A 16,603-nucleotide genomic window follows, 5' to 3' on the forward strand; every position below is an offset into this window, starting at 1 on the left:
AAATATTATGAATTTTTTCTTTCAAAAAGTGCCATATAAAAACCATCAAAACCGTATTCTGAAGGCCAGATGTGCTGATCTTTCAATAATTCGAAATCTTTGTTTTCGGCCAGAAATTTTTCTACTTGCTTTTCATTTTCTGAGGGTAGAATCGAGCAGGTGGCATAAACCATTTTGCCTCCAATTTTCAGCATTTTGGAATATTCCTGCAATATCTTTTGCTGCGTAAGCTTCACTTCTTCCATAAACTCCGGCTTTAACTTCCACTTTGCATCAGGATTCCGGCGAATCACTCCTAAACCGGTACATGGCACATCAAGCAGCAACTTATCTGCCGATTCTTTTTGTCTTTTGATGGTTTTGCCTTCAATCAACCGGGTTTCAATGTTCGAAATCCCATTCCTTTTGGCTCTTTTCTTTAGCTCAAGCAGCTTGTGTTCTTCAACATCCAGGGCGATGAGCCTGCCTGAATTCTTCATATTAGCCGCCAAAGAAAGCGATTTACCGCCGGCACCGGCACAGGCATCTATCACCCTTTCTCCGGGTTTTACATCCAAAAACTCAGCTATCATCTGGCTCCCTGCATCCTGAACTTCAAAAAATCCTTTTTTGTATTCTTCCCAACCAAACACATTCTGTCTTTTGAGCAATCTCAAAGCATTTTCTACCTCTTTAACTTCCTCTACTTAGATATTTTTTGATTTAAAAATTTCCAAAAGTTCATTTTTTGAAATCTTTAGGGTATTTACTCTCAAAAACACTTCTGCCTGATGACTCATGGTTTCAAGCTCTGCAAAACGTCTTTCTCCAATTTCATTTTCCAAACTTTTATCCAGCCAATCAGGAATCGAATATTTTATTCTGAAATCTTTCTCGGCCTCTTTTAGTTTAAGCGACACCAACCCGAGGTCTATCTTTTCAAAATATCCCGGATTAGACTCCTGATAACCATTGAGAATCAAACCGATAAGTGTTAAATTTTCAATAGCATTATAATTGACTTTTTCGTAGTCTTCGTCGGCAATAAAATTTATCAACCGCCAATTCCTTACGATTTCATAAGTATTTTCTGCAATAAATGCCCTGTCGCGGGAACCCCATTTCGGATTTGATTTCAGAATACCATTGATGGCTTTATCAGCTTTACGGTTTTCGATAAATATCTCATTTAGAGCTTGTTTAACAGCATTGATGAGTGGAGGAAAGATTTTTACAGTTTTGACATTCAGAATATTTTTGTGCAAATTTAGAGATAATAAAACGCATCATTTGACAATTGTCAAAAAATTGATTTAGAAAATTGAAAAATTGAAGGTAATTTTGAATACATTAACCTCATTAACGATCCAAAAATGATTTCCAAAAAAGCAAAATACGCTCTGAAGGCTCTGACCCGGCTGGCGATCCAGGAAGATCCCAAAAAACCGCTACTAATCAGTGAAATATCAGAAAAAGAAAATATCCCGAAAAAATTTTTGGAGGCCATATTATTGGAATTACGGAACAACGGAATCCTGAGCAGTGTAAAAGGAAAAGGTGGCGGATATTTGTTGAGAACCCCGCCTTCTGAAATCAACCTTGCAAAAGTGATAAGGGTAATTGATGGCCCCATAGCCCCTGTATTATGTGTTTCACTGAATTTTTATGGTAAATGTGACGACTGCAGCTCGGAAGAAAAGTGTAAGATCAGGCCAATCATGGAAAAAATCAGAGATGCTAACCTGGCCGTATATGAGAATACTTCGATTCAAGACATGATCAATGATGATTTGTAATTACAATCCGTTTTCTGGGGAGATTACCTCAGAATTTGCATTTGAAACCAAAACTGATTTAGAAATTAAAATCAGAAAAAGTGAAAAGGCATTTGGGAAATGGAAAAATATGCCACTGAACTCCAGAATTGATTTTTTTAGAAATTTTGCTGAACTTTTAAGAAAAAATTCTCCGGAACTTTCCCTTGAAATAACCACCCAAATGGGTAAAATCCTCGCAGAAAGCAAAGCCGAAATAGAAAAATGTGCCACCACAACTGAATATTATTGCAATCACATTGAAGAAATTCTGAAACCAAAGGCTGTCTCAGAGGGAAAAACCAGGAGTTTCTACAGTTTTGAGCCAACTGGTGCTATTTTCGCCATTATGCCCTGGAATTTCCCTTTTTGGCAAGTTTTAAGATTTGCAATTCCTATGCTTTTGGGTGGCAATGTTGTATTACTCAAACACGCTCCAAACACCTGGAATTCAGCACAATTACTAGACAGTCTGTTTTTGGATGCCGGTTTTCCTGATGGCGTTTTTCAAAGTTTATATATCGACATTGACCTTGTGGAAACTGTTGTGGCACACCCTTTTGTGAAAGGTGTTACACTTACCGGCAGTAATCTTGCGGGCTCGTCGGTGGCGGCATTGGCTGGCAAATATTTGAAAAAGTCAGTATTGGAATTGGGTGGCTCTGATCCATTTATTGTGTTAAAAGATGCAAACCTTGAAAAAGCAGCTCATTGGGCAGTCAAGTCGAGATTTCAGAATGCCGGACAAACCTGCATTGCAGCCAAAAGATGGATTGTGGTAAAGGAAATTGCCGATGAATTTATTTACCAAACAAAAAATCTTATCCAGCAAATAAAAATAGGCGACCCACTTTTACCCGAAACCAACATGGGGCCAATGGCAAGAACCGACCTTGCTGAGAAGATTATAAATCAGACAGGTACTTTGATAGAAATGGGTGCCGAAGTAATTATCCCAATCAAAAGAGAAGGTAATCTGATAAACCCGTCATTTTTGAAAATCAGCAGGGAAATATCTGCAAAGTTTACTGAAGAACTTTTCGGTCCGGTCGCTTGTGTGATTGTGGCCAACGATGAAAATGAGGCCATAGAAATCGCAAACGAAACCAGTTTTGGTCTGGGAGCCAGCCTTTGGTCTTCGGATCTGGAAAAAGTATTGAAATTATCGAAAAACATAGTTTCAGGCTCAGTTTTTATCAATTCTATGGTCAAATCAGACCCTTCATTGCCTTTTGGTGGCACCAATCAGTCGGGTTATGGACGGGAATTGGGTGTTTACGGCGTAACCGAATTTCTGAATAACAAATCTTATTTCATTGAAGGATAAGATTTTGCTAAAGATTCATTCAGAATTAAATCCGGGTATTTTTTCAATTATTTTCTAAAAAAAACTAATTAAGAGATTCCTAATATTTTATAATCTAAGACTAAAGAACAATCCTTGATTTAATTTAAATCAAATTCAATTGGTTTAAAAACCATAATTCTTTCCAAGTCTTTTTCACTAATCAAAAAAAAACCTAATTTAGCAAAATATATTAAACCTACATTTTATGCAAAGCGTAAGACCAACATTTTTGACCGTATTATGTATTCTGACCTTCATTGGTAGTGCTTACAGCATCTTTAAGGCATTTTCAAACTACACCTCAGCTGCAGTTGTTGCAGAAACGGTTCCTACTGTCATCGACGAAATGAAAGATCAGATTGATGCTCAGGCAAAAACCGAAAAGGAATCAGAAATGATTGATAAAATATTGAGTGGTGTAGAGGCTAATTTCACCGAAGAAAAAGTAAAAAATATCGGTATGGTGTCCGGAATTTCCAGTATTTTGACCCTGGTAGGTGCCATTTTGATGTGGGGACTTCAAAAAAAGGGATATTGGATATATCTGATTGGCCTTGGTGCAGACGTGATAGGAGGTGCAATGGTCTTTGTAGGAATATGGAGCGGCATTTATGTGACAGGTTCCGCCATTATAGCTGCTATTTTTGGTGTACTTTATGGCCTCAATCTGAAACATTTACATTAAAAACATTTTATACTTTTTTACAAAAATGGCCTATTATTTAGGCTATTTTTGTTTATGCCAATGACTGCCCAAATAGAAAATATTGCTCAGGCACTTACCAAAAACTTCAAATTTACACCCACAAGTGGACAAAATAGGCTTTTCACCTTACTGGAAGAATTTTTGGAAGATGAAGATGACCGCTCCATATTTGTACTAAAAGGCTTTGCCGGTACCGGAAAGACCACCGTGTTGAGCACGCTCATGAAAGTGCTGCCCAAGTTTGGCTGGAAAAGCGTTTTGCTCGCTCCTACCGGCCGGGCTGCAAAAATCATGAGCAATTATTCGGGCAAAAAATCGCAGACCATTCACCGCAAAATATACAAGCAGGTAGAAGATGCTCATTCGGGCAACCTGGTATTCAAGCTTCAACCCAACACCTCTGAAGGGACACTTTTTATTGTTGATGAGGCTTCGATGATATCTGATACCCGGGAATTTGGCCAGAACGGACTGCTACACGACCTCATCAATTTCGTATTTGAAGGTCAGGAAAATAAGCTCCTGCTCATTGGCGATGAGGCACAGTTGCCACCCGTTGGAATGGCTCTGAGCCCTGCACTGGATATCAATCACTTGCAGGATTTTTATCATTCAAAGGTTTTTACCCAAACCCTCACCGAAGTGATGCGGCAACAACAAGCCTCGGGCATATTGCTCAACGCCACCGCACTGAGAGAACAACTGACAGAAAAAACACCCGATATATTGCTGAATACCAAAGGTTTCAAAGACTTTTTCAATATGCCGGGTGACAGAATTGAGGACGGCCTGCAATATGCCTACCAAAAATATGGACAGGAAAACACCATATTGATCACCCGCTCCAACCGCAATGCTGTACAGTACAACCGGCTCATCAGAAACCGAATCAATGGCTCCGAGGCCGAGCTCGACAAAGGTGATATTCTGATGATTGTCAAAAACAACTATTCGGTGCTGGGTGAAGACTCTGAGGCAGGGTTTATCGCCAACGGGGAGTTCGCACAAGTACGCAGACTCGGGCGGGAAGAAGAAATGCACGGCTTCAGGTTTCAGAATGTCACCCTCACACTGGTTGACTATCCCGAGGAACCGGAATTTGACACCATGATTATTCTTGATACCTTGTATTCCAACAGCCCCAGCCTTACCATAGAGGAAAACAAGCGGCTCTATGAAAGTGTGATTCAGGATTATTTTTGGGTAAAAACCAAAAAAGAAAGAAAAAAGAGAATCAGAGAAGACAAATATCTCAATGCCCTTCAGGTGAAGTTTGCCTATGCCCTCACCTGCCACAAATCGCAGGGTGGACAGTGGGAAGCGGTATTTATTGATCAGTTATATTTGCAAAACAACGAAATAGATCACGAAACCCTCCGCTGGCTATATACTGCTATCACGAGAGGAATAAGTGAAGTTTTTTTGGTAAATTTCAACCCGAAATTTTTTGGTATAAAAACCGAAGACTAAAATGGCAAAATCAAAACACAGATCCAAAATCTCGAAACACTCGGTTTTTAGCTCGGCCGGTACCCCAAAGTACATCGGTAAACCCATAGAAGGTGAGGCGGAGCTCAGGTTGATCCAATATAACAATGCCGGGGTTTTGATTACCGAAAACCCTAATATCGAGCAGATTGCCAGAAAACGTGAGCCCGGATTTAACCATTGGATTGATCTGGAGGGTATCCATTTTACCAAACTGGTTGAGCGAACTGCGGCGGCTTTTGACCTGCATCCTTTGTTGGTGGAAGACATCCTCAATACTACCCAAAAAGCCAAACTCGAATATTTCGAAAAAAACGATTTATTATTTGCCTGTCTCAAAGTTCCGCGTAGAAACCCACAGAGCCAAACGATTGAAACAGAGCAAGTTTCGCTGATTTTGATGCGTGATATGGCCATAAGTTTTCAGGAACTCGACAATACTGACGTGTTTTCGCCCATATTGGAGAGGATGAACCGCGAAAACAGTAAAACCAAACGCTCCAGAATTGACTATTTATTTTACTCGTTTTTTGATACCATTACCGACTATTATTATCTCAGCCTCAGCGAGATAGAAGAAGCCCTCGAAAACCTGGAAGAGGAAATTTTGGCCGAAGCCAGACCTTTGCACCAGCAGCGGTTATTTTATCTGAAAAGAGAAATCATATATCTCAAAAAGAGTCTGTCTCCACTCAAGGAGATCATTGGGCAGCTGATCAGAGACGACCACCATTTTTTTACCGACGAGTCGAAGAATTATCTGAAAGATGTGCTCGACCACGTGACCGAAAACCTCGATTCGATTGACACTTTCAGAGACGATATTGAGAGCCTGACCTCCAATTACCATTCACAGCTGAGCAACAAGATGAACTCCGTGATGAAAACCCTCACTGTATTGACGGCCATATTTATGCCGCTGACCTTCATTGTGGGCATTTACGGTATGAATTTCGACAATATGCCCGAGCTACGGCAACAAAACGGCTATTTTTATACCTTGGCAGCCATGGCCCTGGTAGCGGCGAGTTTTTGGATATATTTTAAATGGAAGAAGTATATTTGAGAGAAAGCAAAGTTTAATCTTCTTTCCTTTTTTACCGAAAAAGAAAAATCATTGCCATTCATTGTTCATTCAAAATCAATATTTTATATTCGTAGAGAATTTGGATATTTTTTAAGAATAAAAGTATGTTTTACATAAGGAATAATAAAAAATAACAATCTGGAATTGAATAAATTACAAAAAATTTCAATAAATTCTTCTTCATACTTGATATTTGAGTAAACTAAAATTTTGAAAATATAATATTTCTATCATGATTTCTGTTTTAAAAAATATACGATGAAGCTAGATAAGTATGATTTAAAATCCGGAGAAAAGCTTGAGGTATTTGAGTTTGTCAGTATTGGTCCTAATGGAAAGATTCCTAAGATTGTTCAATATACTCCTACCAATTACAAAGACTTATTTAATCTGGGTTTTGGAGATAAAAACATTGAAACTGGAGAAATAGATGATCTTGTAATTTCCAACAATGGGGATAGTGAAAAAGTATTAGCGACAGTGGTTGCTACATTGTATGCTTTTATGGATATACATAAAGATGCAATGGTTTACGCAACAGGTAGCACAAAATCAAGAACGCGATTATATAGAATGGGGATTTCAAAGTACCTAAATGAGATAAATGCAGATTTTGAAATATATGGTCAGCTAGAATATGGTTGGGAGGAATTTCAAATTGGTAAAGATTACGAAGGATTTCTTGTTAAATTAAAAAAAGATTAAGCATGAAAATTACAGACATTAATACAAAAAAGAAACCTATTGTACTGATTGACAAATCATTAGATTTTTTCAATGATAAAATTTTATTTCCAAAAAAATTGGAAAAGGCGAATGAAATGTTAAAAAAAATCGGACTTCCAAAGCCTGATAAGAAAGTTTTATAATGTGATATATTGTTAGTTATCACCTTTAATTGTTTTGAACAATTCATTTGATTTATTGTTTAACAGATTTTGAAATAATTTACCCGGCCATTCATTTGTCATTCAAAATCAATACTTTATATTCGTAAAGAATTTAGACCACACGGTCTGCCAGTATTAAATCTTTTAACCGACAACAAATGTTTATACTCGGATATATATTTGAAAATAAATCACTTAAACCTAAAATACCAATTGCATCTAAATGAGATATTTACGCAATTGCGTATATGTCGATTGTGAGAGAATTGCAAAAAACAACCCATTCTATCAAATTGACTAGCAAGTAATATGATTGCAACAGAGAAAAAATTCTATAATCTATTTTGGACAAACCCAACTTGTCAGACAATTTTTTCTGTACATAAAGCAGAACTTTTAGAAGATGAAGTAGAACTAATCCTTTCAAAGGAAAAGTTTTATGCACAAAGAATTGTATTGACAAATTCCCAAAAAAGAAAAACAGGAGTTCAAGTAGCAAAAAGAACTGAAAATGAGAGTATTGAATTAATTCACAATTTACAAAGTGCAGCAAAAAAATATTTAGACGGAGATAAAATTGAAAAGTACATCAAGGGGCGATTTGGGCGAACAATCAAAAAAATTGAAGCTGACTTATCAAAAACAGGCGGTTGGTTAAAAATAATAACAAAACTTTTAAGTTCAATTGATGATGAGAAAGGTTTTTTTAAGTTTCTTTCAGATTATTACTTAATTCCCAAAGAAATTGAAACAAAAGAACAATTTGGCTTGTATGTTGAAACAGAATTAAAAACCCAGACAAAAGCGTTTTTAAAGCAGCAAAATTTATCTGATTTAGCAATTTCTATCGATTTAGTAAGCACATATTATAACCATGAAATAAAAAATAATCTTATTTCTGCAACTAAACATTTCACAGATATACTTTTTGATATTGAAAATTTCCAAGATAGACTGTTATTTTTTGACGAATTGTATTAAATTGGAGTAATAAATGGAGGCAAGTTGAAAAGCTATTATGAATGTGTAAACTGCCCCCCCAATACTTTAAATGGCGTCTTGACAACTAACATTAAGCCAAGTAAACTGAAGCTAAAATGCCCAAATTGCAACAGTGAACTACTTTATATAGTGCCTTACGAACTTGACAAAGAAATTTATGATAAAATAGTTCATAAAGACGGCTTACTTTTCTTTGCAATTCAGTATGTTCTTGATGACAATAATTATAGTTATAGTGCAAATCAAACTTATTTAAAAGACATAGAACTTGACTTTTGTTTACAATCCGACAATGGAAATATTATTGAAATTGTGGAGGTAAAAATGTTCAAAACAGATAGACCTGCCGATACACAGATTGGAAATATTAGAGATGCAGTAGTTCAAATCAAAAAATCCGTTGATAAATTAGTTGAAATAGATTTAGGATTTAAGACTATTCAACATAGTTTGGTAACCAATATTTCAAGCGAAAGTGTCTATAAGCAAGCTAAAATAGAACTTGATAAGGACATGAAAGATTATAACATTAAACTTTACACAATGAACGATTATTACATAAAACTAAAAGGGTAAAAAGCATAGCACTCCAGCTATTCGAAAGTTATAGAACAGCCAAATTTCGGTCTTTGACGGGTAAAAAAAGTATATAAATGGCACTTCAAAATATTCTAATAAAACTTTCCGCATTATGATAATTAAAACAGGAAAACCTTTTTTTACCCTTTCAAAATCACCAAAAAAAAACCTGATTCTCAAACATATCTAAAACCAATAAAAGATAATCCATATTCTATTCAGGTGTAGAAAAGATATGTGAAGTATTTTTTAGAGAAAACAAATTATGTTAGAATATTAAGCAATAAAAAATTTGAAAAAATATATAAATCAGGATTTTTTTGATTGAAGAAAATTATTTACCAATAAGTTTTTATCAATTTTGGCACAAAAAACCATAAATTTAAGCACATAAATCATAATCTTTGGGTATCCAAAAAACACGTTTAAAATTTAGACTCTGAAAAGAATGCTTTCCGAAAAATCAAATGGTGAAATATTGCTGTATCAATCCGACGACGGGCAATTAAAAATTCAGGTTCGTTTAGAAAATGATACCGTTTGGCTTTCCCAAGCGGATATGGTAGAACTGTTTCAGTCATCAAAATCTAATATCAGTGAACATATAAAGCATATTTTTGAAGAAAAAGAGTTGGAAGAAAATTCAGTTGTCCGGAAATTCCGAACAACTGCCGCTGATGGGAAAAATTATCAAGTAATTCACTATAACCTGGATGTAATCATTTCGGTAGGTTACAGAGTAAAATCGCTGCGTGGTACCCAGTTCCGTTTTTGGGCAACAGGGCGACTTAAAGAATATCTGATTAAGGGCTTCACAATGAACGATGATTTGCTTAAGCAAACAGGAGGTTATTTTGAAGAATTGCTTGACCGTATTCGGGATATTCGTTCGTCAGAAAAGGTATTCTATCGAAAAGTACTTGAGATATACGCCACAAGTTTAGACTATGATCCCCGGGTGAACATGACCCAGCAGTTTTTTCAAACAGTTCAAAACAAGTTACATTGGGCTGCACACGGCCATACAGCAGCCGAAATCATTTTTGAAAGAGCCAATGCCGAGTTACCTTTCATGGGATTGACCTCATTTAAAGGAAAAAAACCTACCAAACAGGAAATTGGGGTGGCTAAAAACTACCTTTCTGAGGAAGAATTGGCAGTGTTAAACCGCCTGGTTTCTGCTTATTTAGACATTGCTGAAGTAAACGCCATGCAACGCAAACCCATGTATATGAAAGATTGGATTGAAGTGCTTGATGGATTCATAAGTATGAGCCGGCAAGATGTACTAACCCACGCAGGAAATATCTCGGCAGAAATAGCTCAACATAGAGCATTGACTGAATACGAAGTCTATCAAAGCAAGGCAGAAGATGAACTATCGGAAGTGGAGAAACAGTTTATTGCGAGCATTGAGCAAGCCAACAAGAAACTCAAAGCATTGAAACCATTAGGTAAAAAGAAATAATGAAATTTAAAGTGTAGAAATCTTTTGTCATTAAACTTGTGCAAAAAGGACTTTGACCGAAAAATGACTAGATAATTTATTTTATTAGATGATTAAGAGAAAAAACACATAAAATGAATAAAAGATTAAAAATTACCGGCTCAGTCGCACTTACAATTTTAGGATGGTTGATGGGAGGAATTGCTTACACAGTAAGACTTCCTTTTGGTTTAAATACTTTGTTTTTTATTTTAGGAGTAATTTTAATGCCTGCCGGTTTTATTTTATTAATAATAATTTTAAAGAAATAAGAAATTACAAATTTAAATCCTCTTCTTCAGTTTTTGCTTTCTAATCATTCCGAGACTAGAAAAAGGATTTAAAGTCCTGTTCCTTTAGAAAAATCTTATAAATAAATTAAATAATTAAAAACCCGAAATACCTTGAAAAAACGGACAATTAGAGCCAAAAAAAATTTAAGAAGCTTAAATAAATACAAAAGCGATAAAGATTCACATTTTGATATAGACAGACTTTTGTTAAATAAGTGCTTATACTTCCAAATGGAAGATTATTATGGATTCAGTCAGGACAAACTTGCCTCTGGTGAGCTCAAACAAAAGACAACCGAGGTTCTTTTTAAAGTTTTTCAAGATTGGCAAAGTGAATTAGTCAATTTAAATATTGACTTTTATTTAGCGATCTGGCTCTGTTCACCCAGAATAGGCCGAAGTGAAGTTGTTTGTGGGATAAAAGAAGAAATTGATTATTTCGAAAACGAGGCTTTTTTACCGGGAGACTCAAAAACTATATTCAATCCTTCTCAATTTGGTAAAATTTCTAAAAAATTAATGGATTTAAAGTGGGACCTAAAAATTGATTTAGATAATATAAGTGATTGGGAAATTAATTTTCCAAAAGAGAATTATGATAGTTTAAAGGAATATAACACTGACCAAAAACGATTTAAAAAAAATATTGAAAATTCAATTAAAAAAATAGAAAAGGCAAACGGAATCATGTATTTATTTCCTGTTGGAGACGTCTGGGTTGGACAATCAAAAATGTAAGGTGATAAAATTTCGAGTTTTAATAAAGAACGTCAGAAGACAACGACCCAGGTTTCCTCGAAATAGAGGGCAAGCTGTCTGACCCAACGTAATGTGATACTGCAGCTTTTTAAATGAAGTCATTTACTAATCAAAATCTCCCCAAAGACTCTGATTCTCAAATATTTCTGAAGTAAAAAAGTGAAAATGTTGGGTATTTTTTTGAATATTGTCATTCGTAATATAATCAAAGGGCAAAATTCGGAGGCTATGCCTGCTCAAATCAATATCACAGTTATTAATTTTTAACATTAAACCTTAATTGACATGAAAACAATTATTCATTTACTTGGCATTTGGATTTTAATTACAAGTTGTACCCGGTACAATTCTGCGACGGTGGCACTTGATTTTGAAAAGGAGAAAGCTGCGATTCAGGCAGTAATCGCTAAAGAAACGGAATCATATTATAAACAAGATTTCGAAGCCTGGAAAAGTACCTATCTGCAATCGTCGGCTTTCAGGAAATTTGGCTATTGGGAAGGATACGATGAAAAAGTCGTTTCTTACATCGGCTTTGAACCTTTAGCAGCAGAAAAGAAAAAACAATTTGATGCCAATGAAACCCTTTGGAAGGGTTCAACTGAGGAACGTATCAATGAGAACTTTCGCATTTCAAACGACATGGCCTGGTACACTTTTGAGCAAAATTCCTATGAAAAAGATACCCGTAAGTTACTCGGAAAATCATTGGAAACCAGAATTCTCGAAAAAGAGAACGGAGAATGGAAGATTGCTTATTTAGCGTTTCATTATTACCCAATGCCTGCCGAGAAATAGTCAGAGAATTATAACAAAAGTATTTTGTATAAGTTGAGCCAGTTTTCTTTAGAATTCTGAATCGCACAAATTTTATTATTAAATGAGTTGAAATGTCATGGATTTTTTTTTTATAATTGTATTTCTAAAATGCAACTAAAAATAACCGAAGATTACTGATCACAAATTAAATTTTTTGTAATTAAAATAATCTAACCTAAACAACTGTTAATCAAAATGAATAAATCAATATTTACATTAATTCTTTCAACCATATTTCTTTCTGATGCATTTGGTCAAGTTAAAAACTTCATAGACCAACCATATATTGAAGTTGCTGGGGAAGCTGACACACTAGTAACCCCCAACCGTATTTATCTAAAAATAATAATATCTGAAAAGGATAGTCGTGACAAAATTTCAATAGAAGAGCTAGAAGAAAAGATGTTAACTTCACTCAAAACTTTAAATATCAATATTGAAGAGGATTTAACCACTCGCGATGAGTTGAGTAATTACAAATCTTATTTTCTAAAAAATAAAGACATACTTAAATCTAAGGAATACATTTTGATCGTGAAAGAAGCTGCCACAGCAAGTGGTGTTTTACTTGAATTAGAAAATATTGGCATTTCAAATATCTCTATTGAAAAAACCGAACACTCTGACTTTGAAAAATTTATGAATTATTGTAGAACTAAAGCCATCAAAAACGCATATGATAAAGCTACTGCGATGACAAGGCCAATTTCCCAAAGCATTGGAAATGCGATTCATATTTTTGATAATGAAGCAAAATTTGATAATGGTTTTGAAGGAGCTTTGCATGGTGTTGTAGTTTCAGGTTATTCTAATAAAAACAAAAAGAAATATGAACAACCTAAAATTGAATTTGAAAAAATAAAGATTTCTGCCTTTGTAAGTGTTAAGTTTGTTTTGAAATAAATAAGAATTATTAATGCGTTTTTGCACGAAGCGGAAATATTTAAACTGAGGAACGGATCAATGAGAACTTTCGCATTACAAACTACATGGCCTGGTACACTTTTGAGCAAAACTCCTATGAAAAAGATACCCGTAAGTTTCTCGGAAAATCATTGGAAACCAGAATTCTCGAAAAAGAAAACGGAGAATGGAAGATTGCTTATTTAGCGTTTCATTATTACCCAATGCCTGCCGAGAAATAGTCAGAGAATTATAACAAAAGTATTTTGTATAAGTTGAGCCAGTTTTCACTGTTCATATCCCTGTCTTTAACTGGAATTTCCTCAAAAACCCTATCTTTGAGCAGTTTAGGAACATCCAAAAATGAATGACAAAATACGAAGACAGCTCACCTTATTTTTAGAGCCCAATGACGCTGAAAAAATTGAAAAGATAAGGAAAACCTATAACCCGGCACAATTTCGGCTAATCAAAGCCCATGTAACTCTTTGCCGCGAAGATGAAATTGAAAATCTGGAAAAAGTAAAATCAAACTTAATTGCCATTGATTATCAGGCGTTTGAGATAGAATTTGAAAAAATCAAACGGTTTGAAAATGGCAAAGGGCTTTTTCTGCCTGCAAAAGCTGAGCATCCGTTATTTGATAATTTACGAAAACAAATCTTGAACGAAATCATCGCCGAGCCAAGAGCACAAGAACCTCATATTACCTTAATGCATCCCAGAAACTCAACCTGCACCGATGCCATATTTGATGAAGTGGTTAAAATGGATTTGCCTTCAAAGTTTACTTTTAATAAAATTAGTCTTATCGAACAAGAAAATGGTGGTCCATGGCGGATTTTGGATGAATATGATTTGAGAAAATGGCAATAGAAGGTTGATATTTTGAATTACAAATATTCTTTCAATACATCAACTTGCTTTAAATCATTTATAAAATCATTATTCAAACTTGAATCTTCTTTCTTCAAAACATAATTAAGCAGCTTTTCACCCTGAAAAGTAAAACTAAAGGAAAATGGAAAATTTTGGCATTTTGTGGGTTTAATAATTTTAATGTCCGATTTTACTAATTCAATAATCCTTCTGTTTCCTTTTTGATTTTTTAAACCCTTTTCAATATCCTCAGGATACTCAAACATCCTGGTAAACTCGCATTTAATTTCGGAATTTATTATTTCATAAGTCCCTAATTCATAAGAAGTAACATCAGACCCAAAACAATCAAAAGTATAAATGACTTTCTTGTTTTCTGAAAAATACAAATAACCTCCGGCACAGTCAGAACCAATAATAGAATCAGGATTGCATAATTTAGGATCAGAAGTTTGGGCAAATGTGTAAAGTCCATTTATTGAAATTTCACCAACCTTTTCCTCTTTTTTCTCAATACTATTACACGCCAAAGCACTAATAATAATTGGAAGTATTGGTAAGTATTTTAATTTTAGCATAGGTGATATTTTTGGGGTCAATCAATCTCTTTTTCTTCATTACTATATTTCAACTGAATCAATCTTCTTTGAGCCAAATTACCGCTAACATAAAATCACTGATACAAAAAATCAAACCTTAAGAACATTCTATTGGAATTTTAGAATAAACAATTTAATTAGAATTTATGCAGATGTCTTTAATCCTGGCTTCAAAAAGATTTGAATTAGAATTAAATCCAGGCAACAATTCAATTATATGGTTGGATATAAATGTAGTTGGAGTAGTCAGATTTGATGGAGAAACAATTCTATATTTTGCATTAACTGCTGTGTCAATTATCGAATTGGTAAGAAAAATTTCATTTTCAAACAGATTAATTTGAGCATTTAATTGAATTGGACCACAGTTGGCATTAATAATTGCAGGTATTGCTGGTTTAAATAAAACAATTGAGCTATTTCCCAAATTTTCCCAACTAACTTGCTGATTACAATTTTTTATACTTAAATAAATACTATCATTTTTACAGAAGAAATCCGAATCTATAGGATCATATTCCGTCCATATCTGCATTAATCCCATTTCACAGTAATCTCCGAATGCAAAAATTTTATTTTCATGATTAAAAAGAATCCTTTTGGTGTTATTCCAACAATTTGATCTAAAATAGCCATCTAGTCTTTTATCAAATAAAATATTACCTTTTGAATCAAATTTTGCGACCAAAACATCATTTGTGGATGTTATTCTACCCGATGATAAATTTCCAGATCTTCCAGATCTTGTAAATCCAGTAATATAAACTTCTTCTAAAGGGTTTATTGTCATGTCTGATATAAACTCCTCAGATGTACCTCCACATGTCCTATCCCAAATTTGATTACCTTGATTATCAATTTTTATTAACCAAAAATCAACATCTCCATATCTGGGTGAAGTTTTACTTCCGTTAATATTTGTACTAGAAACACCCCCGATATAATAACAATTATTAGCTTTTAATATCCTACGTCCCGTTTCAAAAGAATTTCCCCCAAAATTCTTTTGCCAAATAATATTAAAGTTGTAATCAATACTTAGCATCCAAATATCTCCTGCACCGTAGGTATCAGTTGTCTTAATTCCGCTTTGTCCAGAATAACTTATACCTACCATTAAAATATTATTTTCATTTCCAAAAATTGCATTATTCAAATAATCATCATTATCCCCTCCGAAACGAAAATCAGTTAGATATTGACCAAAATTATTAGTTTTAACCAGCCAAAAATCACTACCTCCGTAGCCAATCGAATTCCTCTCATAACCATTTTGGGTTAGATTAGTAGTTCCAAAAAAGATTAAATTTTGGTCAGGCAATTCTAGGCAATCTGAGACATTGTCCACACCGAGGGAGCCAATTGTTTTATCCCATAATTGATTTCCATTTTGATCAATTTTAACAACCCAAAAGTCAGAGGACCATCTCTGGTTTTCTGATTTAGACCCTGATGAATTTGAATAACTATCGCCAATTAACAAAATATTTCCATCTAACAATTTTTTAAGTTTCACCAATACATCGGAATAATTTCCACCAAATGTTTTCTCCCAAATAATATTACCACTAAAATCAATCCTAATTACCCAATAATCGTAATCGCCAAAAATTGGATTTATTTTTAAAATATTATCAATAGTAGAACTTTTTAAACCTAATATATATCCATTATCCAGTTCAATAAAATCAACAACTTCATCATAGTAAGCCCCCTGTAAATTTCTTCCCCATTGATTTTGATAAAAGAATTTTTCAAATACCAAGTTCATGGGGATTTTTTTTGATTTTACGATTTCAGGAACCTGAGCAGCCAAACGGGAAGGGGATAACACTAAAGCAAAAAATAGAATTATCAATGTGTGAAAATATCTAATTTTAAAAAATTGATGGCTCATAAAAATTTGTAGAATTTTATATAAAAAAACATTGTTTAACCCTTAAAAGAGGGCCCTAAATTTAAGATTAAGCAA

At 34.4% G+C, this 16,603-nt stretch carries 18 protein-coding genes and 1 pseudogene; 16 read left to right on the forward strand and 3 right to left on the reverse strand.

The genetic code is table 11. From position 1 onward, the window contains the following. Positions 1-5: 5 nt before the first annotated feature. A pseudogene (locus tag IPP61_18395) lies at positions 6-1,229 on the reverse strand (RsmB/NOP family class I SAM-dependent RNA methyltransferase). Between the two features lie 123 nt (positions 1,230-1,352). Here IPP61_18395 and IPP61_18400 point away from each other — a divergent pair. The 16 genes from IPP61_18400 to IPP61_18475 all read left to right on the forward strand — a co-directional run bounded on the left by IPP61_18400 (position 1,353) and on the right by IPP61_18475 (position 14,029). Next, a complete protein-coding gene (locus tag IPP61_18400; protein MBL0327103.1) occupies positions 1,353-1,775 on the forward strand; it encodes an Rrf2 family transcriptional regulator in 423 nt (140 codons plus the stop codon). Then, the gene (locus IPP61_18405) at positions 1,765-3,120 is read left to right on the forward strand and encodes an NAD-dependent succinate-semialdehyde dehydrogenase (protein ID MBL0327104.1); all 1,356 of its coding nucleotides are present in this window, start codon (positions 1,765-1,767) and stop codon (positions 3,118-3,120) included. Before IPP61_18400 ends, IPP61_18405 begins: the two co-directional genes overlap by 11 nt. A 226-nt stretch (positions 3,121-3,346) precedes the next feature. Then, the gene (locus IPP61_18410) at positions 3,347-3,826 is read left to right on the forward strand and encodes a hypothetical protein (protein MBL0327105.1); all 480 of its coding nucleotides are present in this window, start codon (positions 3,347-3,349) and stop codon (positions 3,824-3,826) included. A gap of 60 nt (positions 3,827-3,886) precedes the next feature. After that, positions 3,887-5,317, forward strand: a complete 1,431-nt coding sequence (locus tag IPP61_18415; protein MBL0327106.1) for an AAA family ATPase — start codon at positions 3,887-3,889, stop codon at positions 5,315-5,317. 1 nt (position 5,318) lies between these two features. After that, on the forward strand, positions 5,319-6,401 hold the full coding sequence (gene corA, locus IPP61_18420; protein MBL0327107.1) for a magnesium/cobalt transporter CorA: 1,083 nt from the start codon (positions 5,319-5,321) through the stop codon (positions 6,399-6,401). 279 nt (positions 6,402-6,680) lie between these two features. Continuing rightward, positions 6,681-7,127, forward strand: a complete 447-nt coding sequence (locus tag IPP61_18425; protein MBL0327108.1) for a hypothetical protein — start codon at positions 6,681-6,683, stop codon at positions 7,125-7,127. Between the two features lie 2 nt (positions 7,128-7,129). After that, positions 7,130-7,291 (forward strand): hypothetical protein, encoded by a 162-nt coding sequence (locus IPP61_18430; GenBank protein MBL0327109.1) that lies wholly within the window; start codon positions 7,130-7,132, stop codon positions 7,289-7,291. A gap of 330 nt (positions 7,292-7,621) precedes the next feature. Further along, positions 7,622-8,293 carry a hypothetical protein gene (locus IPP61_18435; protein ID MBL0327110.1) on the forward strand — a complete coding sequence of 224 codons (672 nt, stop codon included), beginning with the start codon at positions 7,622-7,624 and terminating at the stop codon, positions 8,291-8,293. A gap of 150 nt (positions 8,294-8,443) precedes the next feature. Then, positions 8,444-8,890, forward strand: coding sequence for a hypothetical protein (locus tag IPP61_18440; GenBank protein MBL0327111.1), 447 nt, complete (start codon positions 8,444-8,446; stop codon positions 8,888-8,890). A gap of 451 nt (positions 8,891-9,341) precedes the next feature. Further along, a complete protein-coding gene (locus tag IPP61_18445; GenBank protein MBL0327112.1) occupies positions 9,342-10,361 on the forward strand; it encodes a virulence RhuM family protein in 1,020 nt (339 codons plus the stop codon). A 113-nt stretch (positions 10,362-10,474) separates the two neighbouring features. Continuing rightward, entirely contained in the window at positions 10,475-10,651 is a 177-nt protein-coding gene (locus IPP61_18450) for a hypothetical protein (GenBank protein MBL0327113.1), read from the forward strand. Positions 10,652-10,783: 132 nt separating this feature from the next. Beyond that, positions 10,784-11,410 (forward strand): hypothetical protein, encoded by a 627-nt coding sequence (locus IPP61_18455; GenBank protein ID MBL0327114.1) that lies wholly within the window; start codon positions 10,784-10,786, stop codon positions 11,408-11,410. A gap of 306 nt (positions 11,411-11,716) precedes the next feature. After that, entirely contained in the window at positions 11,717-12,229 is a 513-nt protein-coding gene (locus IPP61_18460; GenBank protein MBL0327115.1) for a hypothetical protein, read from the forward strand. A gap of 216 nt (positions 12,230-12,445) precedes the next feature. Then, positions 12,446-13,153 carry an SIMPL domain-containing protein gene (locus tag IPP61_18465; GenBank protein ID MBL0327116.1) on the forward strand — a complete coding sequence of 236 codons (708 nt, stop codon included), beginning with the start codon at positions 12,446-12,448 and terminating at the stop codon, positions 13,151-13,153. 86 nt (positions 13,154-13,239) lie between these two features. Further along, entirely contained in the window at positions 13,240-13,395 is a 156-nt protein-coding gene (locus IPP61_18470) for a hypothetical protein (GenBank protein ID MBL0327117.1), read from the forward strand. Positions 13,396-13,516: 121 nt separating this feature from the next. Then, positions 13,517-14,029, forward strand: a complete 513-nt coding sequence (locus IPP61_18475; protein MBL0327118.1) for a 2'-5' RNA ligase family protein — start codon at positions 13,517-13,519, stop codon at positions 14,027-14,029. A gap of 17 nt (positions 14,030-14,046) precedes the next feature. Here IPP61_18475 and IPP61_18480 read toward each other — a convergent pair whose 3' ends face one another. Together IPP61_18480 and IPP61_18485 are read right to left on the reverse strand one after the other, a co-directional pair. Next, the gene (locus IPP61_18480) at positions 14,047-14,610 is read right to left on the reverse strand and encodes a hypothetical protein (protein MBL0327119.1); all 564 of its coding nucleotides are present in this window, start codon (positions 14,608-14,610) and stop codon (positions 14,047-14,049) included. 154 nt (positions 14,611-14,764) lie between these two features. Beyond that, on the reverse strand, positions 14,765-16,528 hold the full coding sequence (locus IPP61_18485) for a hypothetical protein (GenBank protein MBL0327120.1): 1,764 nt from the start codon (positions 16,526-16,528) through the stop codon (positions 14,765-14,767). Positions 16,529-16,603: the final 75 nt, after the last annotated feature.

Source organism: Cytophagaceae bacterium (assembly GCA_016722655.1).
GTDB lineage: Bacteria > Bacteroidota > Bacteroidia > Cytophagales > Spirosomataceae > Leadbetterella.

Bases quoted from the DNA above. Each gene is read 5' to 3' on its own strand.
- IPP61_18470 (MBL0327117.1), top strand. From the start codon at position 13,240: ATGGCCTGGTACACTTTTGAGCAAAACTCCTATGAAAAAGATACCCGT.
- IPP61_18485 (MBL0327120.1), bottom strand. From the start codon at position 16,528: ATGAGCCATCAATTTTTTAAAATTAGATATTTTCACACATTGATAATT.
- IPP61_18410 (MBL0327105.1), top strand. From the start codon at position 3,347: ATGCAAAGCGTAAGACCAACATTTTTGACCGTATTATGTATTCTGACC.
- IPP61_18400 (MBL0327103.1), top strand. From the start codon at position 1,353: ATGATTTCCAAAAAAGCAAAATACGCTCTGAAGGCTCTGACCCGGCTG.
- IPP61_18445 (MBL0327112.1), top strand. From the start codon at position 9,342: ATGCTTTCCGAAAAATCAAATGGTGAAATATTGCTGTATCAATCCGAC.
- IPP61_18415 (MBL0327106.1), top strand. From the start codon at position 3,887: ATGACTGCCCAAATAGAAAATATTGCTCAGGCACTTACCAAAAACTTC.
- IPP61_18460 (MBL0327115.1), top strand. From the start codon at position 11,717: ATGAAAACAATTATTCATTTACTTGGCATTTGGATTTTAATTACAAGT.
- IPP61_18435 (MBL0327110.1), top strand. From the start codon at position 7,622: ATGATTGCAACAGAGAAAAAATTCTATAATCTATTTTGGACAAACCCA.
- corA (MBL0327107.1), top strand. From the start codon at position 5,319: ATGGCAAAATCAAAACACAGATCCAAAATCTCGAAACACTCGGTTTTT.
- IPP61_18405 (MBL0327104.1), top strand. From the start codon at position 1,765: ATGATTTGTAATTACAATCCGTTTTCTGGGGAGATTACCTCAGAATTT.
- IPP61_18475 (MBL0327118.1), top strand. From the start codon at position 13,517: ATGAATGACAAAATACGAAGACAGCTCACCTTATTTTTAGAGCCCAAT.
- IPP61_18480 (MBL0327119.1), bottom strand. From the start codon at position 14,610: ATGCTAAAATTAAAATACTTACCAATACTTCCAATTATTATTAGTGCT.
- IPP61_18425 (MBL0327108.1), top strand. From the start codon at position 6,681: ATGAAGCTAGATAAGTATGATTTAAAATCCGGAGAAAAGCTTGAGGTA.
- IPP61_18430 (MBL0327109.1), top strand. From the start codon at position 7,130: ATGAAAATTACAGACATTAATACAAAAAAGAAACCTATTGTACTGATT.
- IPP61_18465 (MBL0327116.1), top strand. From the start codon at position 12,446: ATGAATAAATCAATATTTACATTAATTCTTTCAACCATATTTCTTTCT.
- IPP61_18450 (MBL0327113.1), top strand. From the start codon at position 10,475: ATGAATAAAAGATTAAAAATTACCGGCTCAGTCGCACTTACAATTTTA.